This window comes from Streptomyces sp. NBC_00490 (assembly GCF_036013645.1).
Lineage (GTDB): Bacteria > Actinomycetota > Actinomycetes > Streptomycetales > Streptomycetaceae > Streptomyces > Streptomyces canus_F.
In genome coordinates this window covers 8,961,180-8,979,466 of the sequence record NZ_CP107869.1, presented here as the reverse complement: position 1 = coordinate 8,979,466, position 18,287 = coordinate 8,961,180, and the positions used below count along the sequence as shown (strand labels likewise).

The window sequence follows — 18,287 nt, the reverse complement described above, 5'->3', positions numbered from 1 at the left end:
GCCTTCCGTGGGTGACAGCCTGGGACTCAGGCTCTCAGCTGGACTCGCGGTGCACCACCGTCGCTCCCAGCACCTTGTGCGTCTCGGGCACGGCGCCGGGGTCGCGCACCGCCCGGTCGACCAGTTCGGCGAGGTCGCGGCCGGAGGGCAGTTCGAGGTGGACCGTGCTCAGTCGGGGCCGCAGGAGACGGCCGATCATCAGGTCGTCGGCGCCGATCAGCGCCGTCTCGCCGGGCACGTCGACACCCTGGTCCTGGAGGGCGCGCATCAGCAGCATCGCGTACTCGTCGTTGTACGCGAACACCGCGTCCAGGCCGAGGTCGCGCCAGCGGGCGGCGAGCCGGGCGCCGGCCTCCTCGGTGTGGGCGAGGGGCAGATGGGTCACGGTGGCGTCGGTGCCGCGCAGGGCGTTGCGCACGCCTTCGAGGCGGGGCAGCGAGAAGGCCTCCAGGCCCGCCTCCTCGGGGACGACGACGCCGATGCGGCGCCGGCCGCGCTCGTACAGGTGGGCGCCGGCGCAGCGGCCGACCGCCTCGTGGTCCATGAGCAGGGCGTGGGCGCCCTCGACGGACTCGGGGCCGAGGGTGACGACGGCGCGGGCGCCGGAGCGCTTGAGGACCGCGACGCCCTTCGGGCCGAGTCCGGCGCCGGGCACCAGGACGGCGACCGGGCGGAGTTCGGCCCAGGCGCGGGCGGCCTCGTCGCCGTGCAGTCCGACGCTGCCGTGCTGCACGACGGTGTAGTCGAGGCGGCTGAGGGCCCACTGGAGTTCGTTGATGAACTGGCCGTAGAGCTGGCCGACGGGGATGGTGGGGGCGGGCATCAGGACCAGGCGGCTGTGTCCGGCGCGCAGGCTGCGGGCGGCCGCGTGCGGCACGTACCCGAGTTCCTTGGCGGCCTCGTGGACACGGCGGCGGGTGGGCTCACTGATCCGGACGGCGCTGGTGTTGTTGAGGACGTAGGAGACGGTCGCGCGCGAGACGCCGGCCAGACGGGCCACATCGGCGCTCGTGGGAACGGAGCGCGGTGCGGGCGACGCGGGGGCGGGCGTTTTCGGTATCTGCACCATGACGTGACGCATCTTTGCAGAACCTGTGCGAGTCGCCCCTCAGTGGGTCGCCCCGCTGCCCGTCACGCGGTCCACCAGATCGGCCCAGCCGGCCTCGAGGCGTTCCATCGGCATCCCGCACTCCCTGGTCAGGTGGTGGATCAGGGCGGGGTCGAGATACCCGAGCAGGGTCCGCGCCAGCAGTTCGCAGTCGGCGTCCGGGACGATCTGGCGCAGCAGGACCGTGACGTGCATGGTGAGCGCGCGGTGCGACGGGTGGGAGAACCGGCGGGTGGGCTCCGGCACGGCGGCGAGGTGGAGGTCCAGCTGCTCGTTGGTTCGATACAGCACCGCCACACCGAACGCCCGCAGCCGCTCCAGGGGCGGCGACCCGGGGCCGAGCGGCGGCGGGCCACCGAGGAAGTCCTCCTGCAGCTTCTTCGCCGTGTGGTCCAGCAGCGCCATCAGCAGGCCGGTGCGGTCGCCGAAGCGGCGGAAGACGGTTCCCTTGCCGACCTGGGCGGCGGCGGCCACCGCCTCCATCGTGACCCCGGCGGCGCCGTGCTCGGCGATCAGCCGGGCCGCCGCCTCCAGCAGCCGGGCACGGTTGCGCGCGGCGTCGGCGCGCAGGCAGGGCTCCTCCTCGGGCGTGCCGAGCTGGAGCAGTTCGGCATCGCCCGCAGGTTCCTGATGCCTGGGAAACGGCGGCAGAGAGGCGGACATGACGACAGCGTAAAGCATCGGGAATGAAACTGGACCGCGGTCCGGTTAGGGTGATAGAAGTTAAACGGACCCCGGTCCGTATTTGTGACGGCACTGTTTCAGCATCTTGGAGTTCGCATGTCTGTTCGCATCCTTGCGCTCGTCGGCAGCCTTCGCGCCGGTTCGCACAACCGCCAGCTGGCCGAGGCGGCGGTCAAGTTCGCCCCCGAGGGTGCGAGCGTCGAGCTCTTCGAGGGCCTGGCCGAGATCCCGTTCTACAACGAGGACATCGACGTCGAGGGCAGCGTCCCGGCCCCGGCCGCCAAGCTGCGTGAGGCCGCCCAGGCCGCCGACGGCTTCCTGCTCTTCTCCCCCGAGTACAACGGCACCATCCCGGCCGTCCTGAAGAACGCCATCGACTGGCTGTCCCGCCCGTACGGCGCCGGCGCCTTCGGCGGCAAGCCGGCCGCCGTGGTGGGCACCGCGTTCGGCCAGTTCGGTGGCGTGTGGGCGCAGGACGAGACCCGCAAGGCGCTGGGCATCGCCGGCGCCACGGTGCTCGAGGACGTCAAGCTCTCCATCCCCGGTTCCGTGGTCCGCTTCGCCGAGACCCACCCGGCCGACGACGCCGAGGTCGCCGAGCAGCTGACCGAGGTCATCGCCCGGGTGCACAGCCACGCCGGCGAGACCGCTGCCGCCTGATCACCTCCTCGCAGCGAGGGGCCTGAGCTCATGGAGCTCCGGCCCCTTTCCCATGCCCGTACGCCCTCCAACGCCCTCCCGCCCGTACGACGGTTCAGCCCGTGATCGAGAAGAAGATCGTGTCCTGGCTGTACCAGTCGATCGACTGCGCGGACCGCCACTCGTCGTGCTCGAACTCCAGCTGTCCGGCGAGCTGCCCGAGCTCGTAGGAGAAGGCGCTGTCGACGCGGTCCAGGACGGCGCGGTAGGCGTCCGCGGCCGGCTTCGCCTTCGCCAGCGGCAGACGGCCGATGTCCGGGGTGCCGTCTACGGGACAGGGGATGTGGAAGGGGATGCCGTCAGGCGGTCCGGCGAACAGGAAGCCGCCCGGCAGCAGGTCGGCGGGGACGCCGAGGCGGCGCAGCTCGTCGTCCATCAGCCCGAAGAAGGTCAAGGGCTTGGAGAAGGTGCCCAGCTCGTACGGGTCGCTGCCGTTCCGGTCGATGATCTTCTGCAGGGCGGTGTAGTACGCGTTGCCCGCGCACTCGGCGTCCGAGTCGGCGCGGCCCGCTATGAGGTGGTCCAGCGCCTCGGGGACGGTCAGGCCCCAGTCGACGCCCTGCCGTTCGAGGTCGGCCTGGTGCGCCTCGGCGTACTTGCGGACATTGCCGAGGATGCGCTGCTGGTCCTTCGTCAGTTCGCCGGCGCCGAGGAAGGCGATGATGTCGTGCTGGTCGGCGGTGTTGTAGCTGATGTTGCGACTCATGATCCCCATCGTGCCGAACGGCACTGACAACACTCAGGCCACAGCGGTGGACGCCAGCTCCCGCAGCTGTGTCAACGCGGCTTCCACCGCAGGGCGTTCACGTCCGGCGCGCCGCGTGCAGGTGAGCAGCTTGCGGTGCGGGTCGCCGGTGCAGGGCACCCGCGTGACCGGCAGGTGCGGGGCGAGCTGGGCGAGGCGCGGGATCAGCGCGACGCCGAGCCGGTGGGCGACGAGATGGGCCATGACGTTCCAGTCCACGGCGTGGTGCACCACCGCGGGGCTGAACCCGGCCTCCGCGCAGGCGGAGATGATGTGCGGGCGGCAGGGGCTGTCCGGCATCGGGGCGATCCAGTCCTCGTGCGCCGCCTCCGAGAGGTCGACGCGCTCACGCCCGGCCAGCGGATGACCGGTGGGGACGACGAGGTCGAACGGGTCGTCCAGCAGCGGCTGTTGATCGAAACGGACGTCGTTCAGCGGCGGGTTGTGCGGGGTGGCCTCCACGATCGCGAGGTCGGTCGCACCCTCGAAGAGCAGATCGAAGCTCTCCGGTACATCCGCCTCCTGGATCCGCACGCACAGCCGCGGATACCGCTCCTGCAGCCGCACCGCCATCGGCGCCAGCAGCACCGAGATCGCCACCGGGTAGCCGCTCACCCGCAACGGCCCGCCGGGCGCGCCCTGTTCGGCGCGCAGATCGAGTTCCGCCTGTTCCCAGCGGGCCTGGATGGCGTCGGCGTGCGCCAGCAGACTCTCGGCCGCCGGGGTGAGACGGACCCCCCGGCCCTGGGGTTCCAGGAGGTCGACGCCGAGATCGCGGGCGAGCTGGCGGATCTGCTGGGAGGCGGCGGACGGGGTGAAGTGCAGGGCGCGGGCGGCCGCGGTGACCGTGCCGTAGTGCGCGACCGCGCGCAGGACGTGGAGCCGACGCAGATCAATCATGAAGCCCACGCTTCAAGGTGAGGTCCGGAAAGTCAACCTGGACGTGTACGAAGCGTGCGCTGCACCCTGGATGTGTCGCGACGGTCAACCATCCATGACGTACGAGGAGTTCCCCATGACCAGCCCGACCGGCACGACCCCGGCCGGCTCCGTCTGCCCGCACTGCGGATGGCCGGACGGCGCCGAGCCCTTCCAGGTGGTGTCCCGGCACGCCACCGCGGCGGGCCGCACGGTATGGACCCGCTGCGGCTGCGGCTCGCTGCAGGTGCGTGTGGTCGACGACCGCGGGATGCGGATCGTGTCCCGCAGCGAGCCCGCCGTCCCTCAGTCGAGTCCCGCCAGCCGCTGAACGGCGGGGGCCGCGAACCGCTCGATGAACGCCGCCGGTTCCCCCGTGCGCGGGGAGAGGATCACGGTGTCGATGCCGAGCTTGGTGTAGCCCGTGATGTCCTGGGTGAAGGCGTCGAGGTCGCCGGTGGTGAGCGGGTCCCCGGAGTAGAGGACGGTCTTGCGGATCGCGTCGTAGTCGCGGCCCTCGGTGTCGCAGTGGCCGCGCAGGACGTCGAGCTTGTGCGCGATCTCCTCGGGGGTGGTGGTGAACAGGTTGCAGGCGTCCGCGTACCGGGCGACCAGCCGGAGCGTCTTCTTCTCGCCGCCTCCGCCGATCATGATCTCGGGGCGCGGGTCGCTGACCGGGGCCGGGACGGACAGCGTCTCGGCGAGCCGGTAGTGCTTGCCCTCGAAGGGGCCGTTCTCCTCCGGGTCCCACATCTGCAGACAGATCCGCAGGGTCTCCTCCAGCCGCTCGAAGCGCTCGGCGACCGGCGGGAACGGCACACCGAGGCCCGCGTGCTCCCGGTCGTACCAGGCGGCGCCGATCCCGAGGGTGGCCCGGCCGCCGGACAGGATGTCGAGCGTGGTGGCGATCTTGGCGAGCAGTCCGGGGTGCCGGTACGTCACCCCGGTCACCAACGCGCCGAGCCGGACCGTCGAGGTGCGGGCCGCGAGATAGCCGAGGGTGGTGTAGGCCTCCAGCATGGGGTCCTCGGCCCGGTCGTTGAACTCCATCTGGAAGTAGTGGTCCATCACCGACAGCCAGCTCAGGCCCGCGGCCTCGGCGGCGTCGCCCGCGGCGGCGAGTTCGGCGCCGAGCGCGGGCCCTCCCCCGGAATGGTCGAACCGGTTGATGTGCACGCCCACGCGCATGGCCGTCTCCGTTCACCAGGGTCGTAACCGACCCTGGTGACGCTAGGTCTTCGAGCGCTCTCGAAGTCAAGAGGCGCGGCTAGGAGACCCGCTCCTCCTGCTTCCGGGTGGCCCTCAGGCTCGTGAAGGTCGTGACGGCGAGGACCAGCACGATGAAGCCGAGCGAGAAGGGGATGCTGATCTGGGGCACATGGACGCCGGACTCGTGCAGGGCGTGCAGCACCAGCTTGACGCCGATGAAGCCGAGGATGATCGACAGACCGTAGCTGAGGTGGACGAGCCTCTTCAGCAGGCCGCCGATGAGGAAGTACAGCTGGCGGAGCCCCATCAGCGCGAACGCGTTCGCCGTGAACACGATGTACGGGTCCTCGGTGAGGCCGTAGATGGCGGGGATGGAGTCGAGCGCGAACAGCACGTCGGTGGAGCCGATCGCGAGCATGACGACCAGCATCGGGGTCATGACCCGCTTGCCGTTCTCCTCGATCCACAGCTTGGTGCCGTGGTACCGGTCGGCCACGCCGAAGCGCCGCTCGACCATCTTGAGGAGCTTGTTCTCCTGGTACTCCTCCTCGTGCTCCTCCTTGCGGGCGTCCTGGACGAGCTTCCAGGCGGTCCAGATCAGGAAGGCGCCGAAGAGGTAGAAGACCCAGGAGAACGTGGAGATGATCGCCGCGCCGGCCGCGATGAACCCGGCGCGCAACACGAGGGCCAGCACGACGCCGACCATGAGGACCCGCTGCTGGTACTGCGAGGGCACCGCGAACTTCGCCATGATCAGGACGAAGACGAAGAGGTTGTCGACGCTCAGCGACTTCTCGGTGATGAACCCGGCGAAGAACTCACCGGCCGGCTTTCCGCCACTGAAGATGAGCAGACCGACGCCGAAGAGACAGGCCAGCACGACCCAGACGACCGTCCAGATGCCGGCTTCCTTGATCGACACGTCGTGGGGCTTGCGGCCGATGAAGAAGTCGACACCGACGAGCACGCACAAGGCGGCAACCGTCAGCAGCCAGACGGAGAGGGACACATTCACTTGTTACTCCTGGTACGTGTGGGGCCTTCACAGGGTTGTCTCAGGTTCTGATCTCTTCCACCCCTACCGGGTGAACAAAAAGTCATGACATTGCAAGGGCCCAGGTCACGCTGGTGCCACCCGCCGTACGGCGGGCAGGTTCCGCCGTACGGCGGCGCTCCGGACGGAGGGCAGGGCGCGGATCATGTCGGCATGAGCCGCCGCGTTCCCGCGTGAGGAGAAGACATGACCCTGGTGCCGCCGCCGTTCGACCCGGAACTTGCCGGAGCCCTGGAGCTGATCAAAGAGGTCATCTCCCCGGGGATGACCCTGGAGGACATCGAGCAGATACGGCAGGGTCCCGGCATCCAGATGCTGGCCGAGCTGGACCTGACGCTCGACGGCTTCTTCAAGGCCGAGGACCGTGTGGTGCCGGGTCCCCAGGGCGCCCCCGACATCTCGCTGCTGATCTGCCGCCCCACGGTGCCCTCGGCCGCGGGCCCGCGCCCGGTCGTCTACCACGTGCACGGCGGCGGCATGGTCCTCGGCACCAACCGGGTGGGCGTGGACGTGGCGCTGGCCTGGGCCAAGGAGCTGGACGCCGTCGTGGTGTCGGTGGAGTACCGGCTGGCCCCGGAGGACCCGTATCCCGCGCAGATCGAGGATGTGTACGCCGGTCTGGTGTGGACGGCCGAGCACGCCGGGGAGCTGGGTGTCGACCCGGAGCGGATCGTCCTCGCGGGCGCCAGCGCGGGCGGCGGACTGTGCGCGGCCCTCGCCCTGCTCACCCGGGACCGTCAGGGGCCGCGTCCGATCGGCCAGGTGCTGATGTGCCCCATGCTGGACGACCGCAACGACACCCCGTCCTCGCGCCAGATGGCGGGCCTGGGCGTCTGGGACCGGACAGCCAACGAGACCGGCTGGACGGCGCTGCTCGGCGACCGGCGCGGCGGCCCGGACGTCCCCGCGTACGCGGCACCGGCCCGCGCCGAGGACCTGACCGGGCTGCCCCCGGCGTTTCTGGACGTGGGTTCCGCGGAGACGTTCCGGGACGAGGTCGTCGCCTACGCCTCCCGGATCTGGCAGGCCGGCGGGATCGCCGAGCTGCATGTGTGGCCGGGCGGCTTCCACGGCTTCGACGGCTTCGCCCCGCAGGCGGCGCTGTCCCAGCGGACCCGGGCGGCACATCTGGACTGGCTGCGCAGGCTCCTCGACGCGTGACCGTGCGGTACGGCTCACCTCGGGTGCTGCCCGGTGTGAGCCGCTGGCTCCCCGGCCGGGCCCCGCATGGCGCACCATGGACCCATGAAAGAGCTGGCCGGGCGCCTGACCGCGCTGGACCCGGACGCCGGTGCCGCCGTCCAGGTGATCGCCTACTTCGACCGGCTGGCCGAGTCACGGGCCGGTCTGGAGGCCCTGGTGCGCGGGGCGGCCGTCCTGGCAGGGGTGCCCGCCCGGCTCGTCGACGCGGACCGGCGGGTGCGGGTGCGTGTGGAGGCCGACGGCACGCGCCGCGACTCGGATCTGCCACCGGACGCGGCCTGGCCGTCGGCGGCGCTGGCGCCCGGCGGGGTGCCCGCACTGTGGCTGGAGCGGGCGGCCGAGCCCAGCGTGGTGGACGCCGTGATCCTGGAACGGGCCGCCGGTGCCGTGCGGCTCGTCCTCGACCGCACCCGCGGGCGGGCCCCGGTCGACGATCCGGCGCTGGTGGAGACACTCCTCGACGCCACGGCCCCGGAACCGGCCCGGCTGCACGCGGCGCGGCGCCTGGGCCTCGACCCGGCGGCGCCCGCGCGCGCCGTGGCCGCCGCCGACGGCCTGCCCCGGATCGTCCCCGAGCCGCTCGGGGCGGAACTGCCCGCCGGGCGCCTGGGTCTGGGCCCCGCCGTGCCCGTGCTCGACCTGCCGCGCTCCTGGGCCGCCGCGCGCACCGCGCTGCGGTTCACCGCGGAGGGCACCGCGCAGGATCCCGGTCAGCGAGTGGTGTACGCCGACGAGCTGGGCGGCACGGCCCTCCTCGCCGACCTCGTCGTACCCGGGGCCGAACCCCCGCCCGACGTCGTCGCGTTGGAGTCCGCGGCCGCGGCGACACCGTGGCTTCTGGTCACGCTGCACGCCGTGGCGTCGACGGCGAGCCTGCGGGCGGCCGCCGTGGAGATCAACGTGCACCACTCGACGCTCCAGGACCGGCTGGTGCACGCCGAGCACGTGCTGGGCTGGCCCGTGCGCACCCCGCAGGGCCGGTTCAGGCTGCAACTGGCCCTGACGATGCGCCACTTGGCCCGCTCGTAAACGCGGTCAGCGTCGCCCCCGTCACCGGAACTCGTGGACGACCTCGATCTCGCCGACGATGTGCGCGTTGAACTCGTCGAGCTCCTCGGCCGGCACCCACAGCTCCAGGATCGTCTCGCCGCCGGCCTGCTGGACGGGATAGCGGCGCAGGAAGTCCGCGTCGACCTCGAAGCGGGTCACGAAGCCGGCACCGTCGTGCTTCACGTTCCAGTCCCGGGCGATCTTCACGGCGTAGTCCTCGTTCAGGACGGGATAGAAGATCGGCTGCTCGGGCAGCCGCGGCGGCCAGGCACGCCAGTTCAGCTCGCGGACCAGCTCCAGCTCGACGGGGCCGGTGGGGCGCCAGAGGGTCGTCGTCGGTCGAGGGCTGGTCATGGGGGTCGGGCTCCGTACGTGGTCGAGGTGGGTGATCGACGTGCGTGGCCGATCGGAACGCGGCGACCCTACCCGCGGCGGCGAGACACCGACCAGCGGGTTTCACGGCTCAGCGCGGCAGGTGCACGCGTTCCCCGATCCGCGGAGTCCGGAGAGGAGTTGCCGATCGGCGCCACGGGCAAGGTGTTGAAGGACCGACTGCGATGACGCCCGTCGCATCACCCGCGGAAGAACGGAGATTCATTGTGACGACGAACAGCACCGCCGACCTGACGGCGGACCCGTCACCGGACCGGATAGAGCGGCTCGACGAGGAGATCATCACCCTTCTCGCCCGTCGCCGCGCCATGGCGCAGGAACTGCCTCCCCCCGCGCGCGCCCGCGCCGTCGATCCCGAGTTCGCGGAGACCGTACGGGAGATGACGGACCGCTACCGCCAGGAGCTCGGCGGTGCCGGCGAACTCGTCGCCCGCGCCGTGATGGTGCTGTGCCATCCGAGCCGCCAGTCCTGATGACGCGGGGTGAGGAGGGAGGACCGGGTGTCCTTCCTCCCCGCCCACAGATGACTCCGTGCAGATGACTTGGATCACTTTGACGTGTCCTCGATTTGGCCGTACAAATGGGCCATATGAGCGTCCCGAAGCTTCCTCTGTCCGGGATCACGGTCGTCAGCCTGGAGCAGGCGGTGGCCGCCCCCTACGCCACCCGGCAGCTGGCCGACCTCGGCGCCCGGGTCATCAAGGTGGAGCGGCCGGGCGGCGGAGACTTCGCGCGGCGGTACGACACGACCGTCCACGGTCACTCCAGCTATTTCGTCTGGCTGAACCGCTCCAAGGAATCCCTCACCCTGGACCTCAAGGACCCGCGCGGCCTGGAGATCCTGCACCGGCTCCTCGACGACGCCGACGTCTTCGTGCAGAACCTCGCCCCCGGCGCGGTCGACCGCCTCGGCCTCGACACCGACACGCTCAGCAAGCGTTGGCCACGGCTGATCCCGTGCACGATCTCCGGATACGGCACCGACGGACCGTGGGCCGACCGCAAGTCGTACGACCTGCTGGTGCAGTGCCAGACCGGCCTGGTCTCCCTGACCGGAACCCCGCAGGAGACCGCACGCGTCGGGATCTCGGTCGCTGACATCGCCGCCGGGATGTACGCCTACAGCGGCGTCCTGACCGCCCTGTACACACGCGCCACCACGGGCACCGCCCACCCGGTGGAGGTGTCCCTCTTCGAGGCACTGGCCGAGTGGATGGGCCAACCGGCCAATTACACGCAGTACGGCGGCAGCCAGCCCCCACGCCTGGGCACCCAGCACGCCACCATCGCTCCCTACGGCACCTTCAGGTCCGCCGACGGCAAGGACGTGCTGTTCTCCATCCAGAACGAGCGCGAATGGGCCGTGCTCTGCGCGGAGTTCCTCGGCGATCCCGGACTGACCACCGACCCGCGCTTCGCCACCGGCTCCGACCGTGTCGCCCACCGCGAGGAGCTCAACACCGTCGTCGCCGAGCGCTGTGCGCGCTCCGACGCCGAGGAGATCCTCAAGGACCTGGAGGACATCGGCATCGCCTGCGCCGGTGTCAATGACATCGCCGCGTTCCTCGACCATCCCGTGCTGGCCGCCCGGGGCCGCTGGCGCGAGGTGGGTGTACCGGGCGCCACCGTGCGGGCGCTGGTGCCGCCGGCCGACCTGGCGGGGCTGCCCGCGCGCATGGACCCCGTACCGGCGGTGGGCGAGCACACCGACACGATTCTCACCGGGCTCGGCCGCAGCCGCGACGACATCGAGGCGCTGCGCGCCGACGGCGTCGTCTGATGACGGGGTGACGTCGATGCTCGAGCAGCCACAGCGTGAAAGCACCTACCTCAAGCTCGCCCGCGAACTGCGCACCGCGATCCTGCGGCACGACTACCCCGAAGGGGTGCGGCTGCCGACGGAGGCCCAACTCGCCGAGCACCACGGGATCAGCCGTCAGACCGTGCGCCGCGCCTTCCAGGACCTGGTGGCGGAAGGGCTGGTCCACCGGGTGCCGGGGCGCGGCACCTTCGCCACGCCCCGCGACGAGCAGTACCTGCGCCAGTTCGGCTCGGTGGACGACCTGATGGGCCTGTCCATCGACACCCGTATGCGGGTCGTCACGCCCCTGCACCGACGGGTCGACGTCGACGCGGCCGGGCGACTGGGCCTGCACACCGACCGGGTGCACAGGCTGGCCTTCGTCCGGCTGCACGAGGAGACCGCGTTCTGCCACACCGCGGTCTCCCTGCCGCCCGCCGTCGGCCAGTTGCTGGAGTCGGTCCCCGAACTCACCGAGCCCGGCATCCCCAGCGCCTCCACCGTCATCGGCTTCCTCGACGGCCGGCTGCCCGAGCCGATCGCCGAGGCCGAGCAGAGCATCACGGTCGCGGAGGCCACCCCCGAACTCGCCGGACACCTCGGCTGCGAACCGGGCCGCGCGCTGCTGCGCATCGACCGGGTCTACCAGACGGTCGCCGGACAACTCGTCGAGCTGGCGATCAGCCACTTCCTGCCCGAGCACTACTCGTACCGCGTACGGCTGCGGCGCAGCGGCCGGTGACGCCGTATGCCGAACTGTCGAAAGAGGAGCAATTGCCGTGAGTCTCAAGATAGTTGTGACCGTGAAGTACGTGCCCGACGCCACCGGCGACCGGCACTTCGCCGATGACCTGACCGTCGACCGTGACGACGTGGACGGTCTGCTCTCCGAGCTGGACGAGTACGCGGTCGAGCAGGCGCTGCAGATCGCCGACGAGGCGGACGACGCCGAGGTCACCGTTCTGACGGTCGGTCCGGAGGACGCCAAGGATGCGCTGCGCAAGGCGCTGTCGATGGGCGCCGACAAGGCCGTCCACATCGAGGACGACGACCTGCACGGCACCGACGCGATCGGCACTTCGCTGGTGCTGGCCAAGGCGATCGAGAAGGCCGGCTACGACCTGGTGATCTCCGGTATGGCCTCCACCGACGGCACCATGGGAGTCGTCCCGGCGCTGGTCGCCGAGCGACTCGGTGTCCCGCAGGTCACGCTGCTGTCCGAGGTCTCCGTCGAGGACGGCACGGTCAAGGGCCGCCGCGACGGTGACTCCGCCACCGAGCAGCTGGAGGCATCCCTCCCGGCGGTCGTGTCGGTCACCGACCAGTCGGGCGAGGCGCGTTACCCGTCCTTCAAGGGCATCATGGCCGCCAAGAAGAAGCCGGTTCAGTCCTGGGACCTGTCCGACCTCGGCATCGAGGCCGAGGACGTGGGCCTGGACGGTGCCTGGACCAAGGTCGACTCCGCCACCGCGCGCCCGGCGCGTACGGCCGGAACAGTCGTCAAGGACGAGGGCGAGGGCGGCAAGCAGCTCGCCGAGTACCTCGCGAGCCAGAAGTTCATCTGAGAGAGGGTGCGTTGATCCATGGCTGAAGTTCTCGTCTACGTCGATCACGTGGACGGCGCCGTCCGCAAGCCCACCCTGGAGCTGCTGACGCTGGCCCGCCGTATCGGCGAGCCGGTCGCCGTCGCGCTGGGTGCCGGCGCCGCCGACACCGCCGCCGCGCTCGCCGAGCACGGCGCCGTCAAGGTCCTCACCCACGAGGCCGCCGAGTACGCCGACTACCTGGTCGTCCCGAAGGTGGACGCCCTGCAGGCCGCGTACGAGGCCGTCTCCCCGGCCGCGGTGCTGGTGCCGTCGTCCGCGGAGGGCAAGGAGATCGCCGCCCGTCTCGCGCTGCGGATCGGCTCCGGCATCATCACCGACGCCGTCGACCTGGAAGCCGGTGACGAGGGCCCGGTCGCCACCCAGTCGGTGTTCGCCGCGTCCTTCTCCACCAAGACCCGCGTCGCCAAGGGCACCCCGGTCATCACCGTCAAGCCGAACTCCGCCGCCGTGGAGGCCGCCCCGGCCGCCGGCACCGTCGAGGCGCTGTCGGTGTCCTTCGGTGCGCTGGCCACCGGCACCAAGGTCACCGCGCGCACCCCGCGCGAGTCGACCGGGCGCCCGGAGCTGACCGAGGCCGCGATCGTGGTCTCCGGCGGCCGCGGGGTCAACGGCGCGGAGAACTTCGCGCTGATCGAGTCCCTGGCCGACTCCCTCGGCGCGGCCGTGGGCGCCTCGCGCGCCGCGGTGGACGCGGGCTGGTACCCGCACACCAACCAGGTCGGCCAGACCGGCAAGAGTGTCTCCCCGCAGCTGTACATCGCCTCCGGTATCTCCGGCGCGATCCAGCACCGGGCCGGCATGCAGACCTCCAAGACGATCGTGGCGATCAACAAGGACGCCGAGGCCCCGATCTTCGACCTCGTCGACTACGGCGTCGTCGGCGACCTCTTCGACGTCGTCCCCGCCCTCACCGAGGAGATCAACACCCGCAAGGGCTGACGTGGTTGCACCTGGGGTGGCTGCGGCATCCGTCAGCCACCCCAGGCAACGCCGAACCCCGACAGCTGGGGCCCCGCCTGCACGTGTCCCGACGCATCGGGATGGCTCGGCGAGAATCACCATCTCGCTCAGGGGAATTGAGAGTATCCCGGTGAGGAGAGGAGATGCCCGACCTGCTCGGTAGGCCCGTTGTCGCTACGCCGCAGTAAAGTTCTCCCTATGGCAGAGAAGGCGGACCAGCCGTTGGGCACCCCCACCGAAGAGCCCGCCTGGAAGCAGCGCGCCGTCGAGCGGTCCACCCAGGCGGCGAAGCGCCGGGCCGAGCAGCGGGTGGAGCGGTTCCTCGACGCGGCCCAGGCGATCATGGCGGACAAGGGGACGACAGACTTCACCGTGCAGGAGGTCGTCGACCGCTCCAAGCAGTCGCTGCGCAGCTTCTACCAGCACTTCGACGGCAAACACGAGCTGCTGCTCGCCCTGTTCGAGGACGCCATGAGCAAGTCGGCGGAGCAGTTGCGGACCGCCGCGGCCGAACACTCGGACCCGCTGGACCGGCTCGAGGTCGCCGTGCGGACGCTGTTCGAGAACTCCCGCCCCGACCCGGCCGCGCAGCGCCTGTTGGTCTCGCACCCCAACGAGATGCGGGTCGCGAACGCACCGTTGCTCGCCCTGTTCACCGAGCTGATGACGGACCTCGATGAGGCCGGTCTGCTGCGTGAGGGCTTCGAGCCCCGCCGGGTGGCGGCCCTGACCGTGCAGACCGTCATGTCCAACGCGCAGTCCAGCGGCCGGACGGACTCCCACCCGGTCACCGCCGACGAGATCTGGGACTTCTGCGCGAAGGGGTTCACGCTCAGCTGAGGCGCCGGGCCTCCGCGTCACGGTCCCGGCGGAACCGGTTGGCGTGCGGCGCGCTGGTCGAGCCGCTTCAGTGCGGTCTCGCCCCACTTGAGGTTCGAGCGTTCGAAGTCCATGCCGCCGAGCAGGGTGAGGTAGGGCCCGATGCGGTCGGCCTCGGCGAAGTACTCGTCCTCGGTGCGGCCGGCCAGCATGCGCTCCCGCATCCGTTCGTAGCGGGCCAGCTTGGCGGTGGACCGCTCCACGCGCTCGGCGATCGCGGTCCGCACGGCGTCGGCGTCACCGATGTCGACGCTCTGGACCTTGACCATCAGCTCGTCACGGATGGCGGTCGGTTTCGCGGGCACGTCGGCGATGTACGCCCGCAGGATCTCCAGACCGGCCTCGGTGAGGGAGAACAGGCGCTTGTTGGGGCGGCGTTCCTGCTGGACCACGCGGGCGGAGACGAGGCCTTCGGTCTCCATGCGCTCCAGTTCGCGGTAGAGCTGCTGCGGGGTGGCCATCCAGAAGTTGGCGACGGAGGCCTCGAAGCCCTTGGCGAGGTCGTATCCGGAGGCCTCGCCCTCCAGGAGGGCGGCCATCACAGCGTTGCGCAGAGCCATGGGCCCAACCTAATTGATTAGTCAAGGGAGTGCATGGCAGCGGGCCGGGGCATCGCGAGCAGTTCGGGCCGCTTGGCCTGCCGGCCGTCGCCGGACGACCGTCCCCGGACCCGCCGAAGGAGCCAGGGACCGAGGAAGGAGCCGGCCCAGCGCAACTCGCCGCCGACCGCCCGCAGACCGGAGGCCGGGCGTGGATCGACGGGCAGCGGGCGGGTCCAGCCGTCGTCGCTGCCCGGCAGGCCGAGGGCGTCGGCCACAGCGGCGGCGATCCGGGCGTGGCCGAGCGGGCTTGCGTGCAGCCGGTCGGGGCTCCACAGGCGCGGGTCGGTCACGACCGGGTGGTGGGAGGTCTCGGCGACCACGACTGCGTGCCGGGCGGCGGCCTGTCGGATGCGGTCGTTGAGGGCGATGATCCGGAGGCCGATCGGGCGGGCCAGCGGGGTGATCCGGCCGACGTCCGGGAAGGTCACCGTCGCCACGCGGGCGCCCTGCGCGGTGAGTGCGGCGAACATCGCCTCCAGGTGCCCGGCCACCTCGTCGGCGTCGAAGCGGGGCCGCAGCAGGTCGTTGACCCCGGCGACGACCGTGGCGAGGCCGGGCTCCAACGCGAGGGCGGGCGCGAGCTGTTCGTCCCGCACCTGCCCGGCGAGCCGGCCGCGCACGGCGAGGTTGGCGTAGAGGAGCTCCGGTGTGTCCCGGGCGAGGTGCTCGGCGAGCCGGTCGGCCCAGCCGCGCAGTCCCCGTACGTCGTCGCCGTCGCCGCACCCTTCGGTCTGGCTGTCACCGAGGGCGACGTACCGCAGAGGTCCGTTCTCCGTCATGGTCGACCGCCCCGCTCAGCCAAATAGACACCTACTAACATTGTTGACTATAGCCATGCGCCCGTCGCATCCCAAGGGCCGAGAGCGATCCCCCGATCGCTTGCCCGTCCGCCGGGTTGGTGGATGCAATGTCCGGCATGATCACCTCGGTGCACCCATCCCGGCGGGACGAAGCGCCCGTCCGGATCGGCGTTCTCGTTCCGCTCACCCGCCCCGGCTGGGTCGAGGCGGGCCGGCATGTGCTCGCGGGCCTCGAACTGGCCGCTCGCGACGTCAACGACACCGGCGGGATCGCCGGCAGACCCCTGGAGCTGGTGGTCCGGGACACCGCGGCCGATCCGGAGAAGGCCGCCGCGGCCGTGGACGAGTTGGCCGGCCTGGGTGTGGCCGCCCTGGCCGGGGAGTATCACAGCGTCGTCGCGCGAGCCGCCGCCGGCCGTGCCGACGCCCTCGGGGTGCCGTTCCTCTGCTCGTCGGCGGTGCTCGACGGGCTCACGGAACGGCCGACGGACTGGGTCGCGCGCCTCTCGCCGCCGCAGTCCCGCGGCTGGCGGGTCTACGCGGACTTCCTCCTCGGCGCGGGCCACAGCCGTATCGCCGTGGCGACGCAGCCGAGTGTCTACTGGGCGTCCGGGACCCGCGTCCTGCGGGACCACCTCGCCGAGCGCGGCGGCACCGTCGTCGAACTGGACATGAGCGCGCTCGCGCCCGCCGCGGTGTGCGACGCGCTCGTCGAGCGGCGCGCCACAGCCCTCCTGCTTCTGGTCGGACACCCGGAGCCGGCCGTTCCGGTCGTCGAGTCCGTCCGCCGCGACCGGCGTCTCGCCGAGGTCCTGATCGGTGCGCCGGCCGGGCAGCCGGAGCTCGCCGAATGGGCCGCGCTGCTGGGTGATCACGGTGCCGGGGTGCCGTTCCTGCGCTATCTGCCCGAGCGCCTCACCTCGCTCGGAACACGGGTCGAGGCCGCCCTTCGTGAGCGGCTCGGTGAGGTGCCCTCCTTCGTCGCCTTCGAGGGCTACGACACGGTCGCCGTCCTCGCCGATCTGCTGCGTACTCATGGCACGGACCGGGCGGGCATCGCCGGTTCCTGGCCGCGCGTCGCGGTCGAGGGGACACGCGGGCGGATCGGGTTCTCCCGCACTCCGGGCGTCAGTGTGTGGCAGTGGGCCTCGCCGCCGGTCCAGGTCGTGGATCGCGATCCGGCGGAACCCGGCCGCTTCCGGATCCTGCACACGGGCCGAGACACGGGCTGACACACCGAGGCCGAGGCCACGTGGACTGAGAGAGCAGGGCGGCGCCCCGTCGAGGGGCGCCGCCTTCGGCCTGTCTAGGCGGCGTGCTCGTGCTCCACGACCGCCGACCGTCCCGCGAGCAGCAGTCCGCCCGCGACCAGCCCCGAGGCGAGCCCCAGGACACCGACCGCGGTGGCCAGACTCCCGACCACGGACTCCAGCCCGATCAGGATCAGCGGGCAGACGAACTCGCCGAAGAAGAACGCCGCGGTCCACAGTCCGGTGCCGCGCCCGCGGTCGGCGTACTCCAGCCCGGACATCGCGACGGTGAGCAGGGACGGCAACAGGACGCCCGTACCAAGGCAGTTGAGCACGGCGCCCGCGATCAGGAGCACGGGGCCGCTCGCCAGGGCCATGACCACGAACCCGGTGCCGCACAGCGCGAACACCACGGGCAGCCGGCTCGCGGGGGTGCCCGGCAGTTTGGTGAACGCGATCGATCCGGCCACCGTGGCGGCACTGGCGAGGGCGGTGGCCAGGCCGATGACGCCGGTGGAGGTGATGCCCAGGTCGTCGAGGAGGTAGGCCGTTTCGACGGGCACGGTGTAGAAGACCATGGCACCGAACACGGTCAGCGCGCAGATGCCGGCCAGCCGTCGTACGGGGAACGGGCGTGAGCCGGTGGTGAGTTCTTCGGGGGCGTCGTCCTGGCGGAGCCTGGGCAGGGCGGTCGCCATGAGGGGGGCCAGCAGCAGGCCGACCGCGTAGATCCAGAAGGGTGCGCGCCAGCCCGCCGAGCCGGCCGCGCCGCCGATCACGAAGAACGCGGTGGCGGAGGCGGAGGCGCACATGGTCTGCAGGGCGAGATAGCGGTCCCGGACCCGGCCCGTGTAGTAGTCGCCGATCAGTGTGGTGCAGCAGGTCATGATCGCGGCCTCGGTGATGCCGACCAGGACCCGGGAGGCGACGATCGCGCCGAGCGAGTCGAGCCAGAGCGGGGCGGTGCCGAAGAGCGCGTACAGCACGGTCGCCACGACCAGCAGGCGTCGGCGGCCCAGCCGGTCGACGATGACGCCCGCGAAGGGTGCCAGCAGGGCGAGCGCCAGCGCCGGGACGGTCAGGACCACGGGGACGAGCGTCTTGGCACCGGGCACCGAGTCGAAGTGGTCCTGCATCTTCGGCAGCACGGGGGCGATCAGGACCGCGCCGAGGACGGGCAGACAGCTGCCGGCCATCAGGAGAGGGGCGCGCAGGGGTACGGATCCGGGCATGGCGGGGCTCCACGTCAGGGGCAGGAGGTGCGGCGACCGCGCACCGGAGGGACTCTGCGCCCGAGCGGCGGGCGTCAGGAACTGCCCCGACTA

21 protein-coding genes are annotated in these 18,287 nt (G+C 71.4%); 11 read left to right on the top strand and 10 right to left on the bottom strand.

The genetic code is table 11. The features are described 5' to 3' along the window. Positions 1-34 precede the first annotated feature (34 nt). Both OG381_RS40925 and OG381_RS40920 read right to left on the bottom strand, forming a co-directional pair. Entirely contained in the window at positions 35-1,081 is a 1,047-nt protein-coding gene (locus tag OG381_RS40925; RefSeq protein ID WP_443061978.1) for a LacI family DNA-binding transcriptional regulator, read from the bottom strand. Between the two features lie 27 nt (positions 1,082-1,108). Next, positions 1,109-1,789, bottom strand: coding sequence for a TetR/AcrR family transcriptional regulator (locus OG381_RS40920; RefSeq protein WP_327721024.1), 681 nt, complete (start codon positions 1,787-1,789; stop codon positions 1,109-1,111). 99 nt (positions 1,790-1,888) lie between these two features. Between OG381_RS40920 and OG381_RS40915 the strand changes: the two genes are divergently transcribed. Next, positions 1,889-2,452, top strand: a complete 564-nt coding sequence (locus OG381_RS40915; protein ID WP_307023046.1) for an NAD(P)H-dependent oxidoreductase — start codon at positions 1,889-1,891, stop codon at positions 2,450-2,452. Positions 2,453-2,546: 94 nt separating this feature from the next. On the opposite strand, the gene OG381_RS40910 is transcribed toward OG381_RS40915, so the two are convergent. Together OG381_RS40910 and OG381_RS40905 are read right to left on the bottom strand one after the other, a co-directional pair. Continuing rightward, positions 2,547-3,197, bottom strand: coding sequence for a DUF7691 family protein (locus OG381_RS40910; RefSeq protein WP_327721022.1), 651 nt, complete (start codon positions 3,195-3,197; stop codon positions 2,547-2,549). Positions 3,198-3,230: 33 nt separating this feature from the next. Continuing rightward, a complete protein-coding gene (locus OG381_RS40905; RefSeq protein WP_327721021.1) occupies positions 3,231-4,136 on the bottom strand; it encodes a LysR family transcriptional regulator in 906 nt (301 codons plus the stop codon). Between the two features lie 115 nt (positions 4,137-4,251). Here OG381_RS40905 and OG381_RS40900 point away from each other — a divergent pair, with 115 nt between their 5' ends. Beyond that, positions 4,252-4,485, top strand: a complete 234-nt coding sequence (locus tag OG381_RS40900; RefSeq protein WP_327721020.1) for a hypothetical protein — start codon at positions 4,252-4,254, stop codon at positions 4,483-4,485. Here OG381_RS40900 and OG381_RS40895 read toward each other — a convergent pair. Both OG381_RS40895 and OG381_RS40890 read right to left on the bottom strand, forming a co-directional pair. Further along, a complete protein-coding gene (locus OG381_RS40895; RefSeq protein ID WP_327721019.1) occupies positions 4,461-5,342 on the bottom strand; it encodes an LLM class F420-dependent oxidoreductase in 882 nt (293 codons plus the stop codon). The two genes, OG381_RS40900 and OG381_RS40895, sit on opposite strands and share 25 nt — an antisense overlap. 79 nt (positions 5,343-5,421) lie before the next feature. Then, positions 5,422-6,378 carry a TerC family protein gene (locus OG381_RS40890; RefSeq protein ID WP_327721018.1) on the bottom strand — a complete coding sequence of 319 codons (957 nt, stop codon included), beginning with the start codon at positions 6,376-6,378 and terminating at the stop codon, positions 5,422-5,424. A gap of 225 nt (positions 6,379-6,603) precedes the next feature. On the opposite strand from OG381_RS40890, the gene OG381_RS40885 reads away from it, so the two are divergent. Together OG381_RS40885 and OG381_RS40880 are read left to right on the top strand one after the other, a co-directional pair. Then, a complete protein-coding gene (locus OG381_RS40885) occupies positions 6,604-7,578 on the top strand; it encodes an alpha/beta hydrolase (protein WP_327721017.1) in 975 nt (324 codons plus the stop codon). Positions 7,579-7,662: 84 nt separating this feature from the next. Beyond that, complete coding sequence (locus tag OG381_RS40880) at positions 7,663-8,649, top strand: helix-turn-helix domain-containing protein (protein WP_327721016.1); 987 nt, start codon at positions 7,663-7,665, stop codon at positions 8,647-8,649. A gap of 21 nt (positions 8,650-8,670) precedes the next feature. On the opposite strand, the gene OG381_RS40875 is transcribed toward OG381_RS40880, so the two are convergent. Continuing rightward, positions 8,671-9,024, bottom strand: coding sequence for a hypothetical protein (locus tag OG381_RS40875; protein WP_327721015.1), 354 nt, complete (start codon positions 9,022-9,024; stop codon positions 8,671-8,673). Between the two features lie 245 nt (positions 9,025-9,269). On the opposite strand from OG381_RS40875, the gene OG381_RS40870 reads away from it, so the two are divergent. The 6 genes from OG381_RS40870 to OG381_RS40845 all read left to right on the top strand — a co-directional run bounded on the left by OG381_RS40870 (position 9,270) and on the right by OG381_RS40845 (position 14,271). After that, a complete protein-coding gene (locus OG381_RS40870) occupies positions 9,270-9,536 on the top strand; it encodes a hypothetical protein (RefSeq protein WP_234441500.1) in 267 nt (88 codons plus the stop codon). 116 nt (positions 9,537-9,652) lie between these two features. Beyond that, positions 9,653-10,843, top strand: a complete 1,191-nt coding sequence (locus tag OG381_RS40865; protein WP_327721014.1) for a CaiB/BaiF CoA transferase family protein — start codon at positions 9,653-9,655, stop codon at positions 10,841-10,843. 16 nt (positions 10,844-10,859) lie between these two features. Beyond that, complete coding sequence (locus tag OG381_RS40860; RefSeq protein WP_327721013.1) at positions 10,860-11,606, top strand: GntR family transcriptional regulator; 747 nt, start codon at positions 10,860-10,862, stop codon at positions 11,604-11,606. A gap of 37 nt (positions 11,607-11,643) precedes the next feature. Continuing rightward, complete coding sequence (locus OG381_RS40855) at positions 11,644-12,429, top strand: electron transfer flavoprotein subunit beta/FixA family protein (protein ID WP_327721011.1); 786 nt, start codon at positions 11,644-11,646, stop codon at positions 12,427-12,429. A gap of 18 nt (positions 12,430-12,447) precedes the next feature. After that, positions 12,448-13,410 (top strand): electron transfer flavoprotein subunit alpha/FixB family protein, encoded by a 963-nt coding sequence (locus OG381_RS40850; RefSeq protein ID WP_327715474.1) that lies wholly within the window; start codon positions 12,448-12,450, stop codon positions 13,408-13,410. Between the two features lie 219 nt (positions 13,411-13,629). Beyond that, the gene (locus tag OG381_RS40845) at positions 13,630-14,271 is read left to right on the top strand and encodes a TetR/AcrR family transcriptional regulator (RefSeq protein WP_327721010.1); all 642 of its coding nucleotides are present in this window, start codon (positions 13,630-13,632) and stop codon (positions 14,269-14,271) included. Positions 14,272-14,288: 17 nt separating this feature from the next. On the opposite strand, the gene OG381_RS40840 is transcribed toward OG381_RS40845, so the two are convergent. Next, on the bottom strand, positions 14,289-14,870 hold the full coding sequence (locus OG381_RS40840; RefSeq protein WP_327721009.1) for a PadR family transcriptional regulator: 582 nt from the start codon (positions 14,868-14,870) through the stop codon (positions 14,289-14,291). A 17-nt stretch (positions 14,871-14,887) separates the two neighbouring features. Next, positions 14,888-15,691 carry an SGNH/GDSL hydrolase family protein gene (locus OG381_RS40835; protein WP_327721008.1) on the bottom strand — a complete coding sequence of 268 codons (804 nt, stop codon included), beginning with the start codon at positions 15,689-15,691 and terminating at the stop codon, positions 14,888-14,890. A gap of 137 nt (positions 15,692-15,828) precedes the next feature. On the opposite strand from OG381_RS40835, the gene OG381_RS40830 reads away from it, so the two are divergent. Beyond that, positions 15,829-16,944: an ABC transporter substrate-binding protein gene (locus OG381_RS40830; RefSeq protein WP_327721007.1), complete on the top strand. Its 1,116-nt coding sequence runs from the start codon at positions 15,829-15,831 to the stop codon at positions 16,942-16,944. A gap of 74 nt (positions 16,945-17,018) precedes the next feature. On the opposite strand, the gene OG381_RS40825 is transcribed toward OG381_RS40830, so the two are convergent. Then, complete coding sequence (locus tag OG381_RS40825) at positions 17,019-18,194, bottom strand: MFS transporter (protein WP_327721006.1); 1,176 nt, start codon at positions 18,192-18,194, stop codon at positions 17,019-17,021. Positions 18,195-18,287 lie beyond the last annotated feature (93 nt).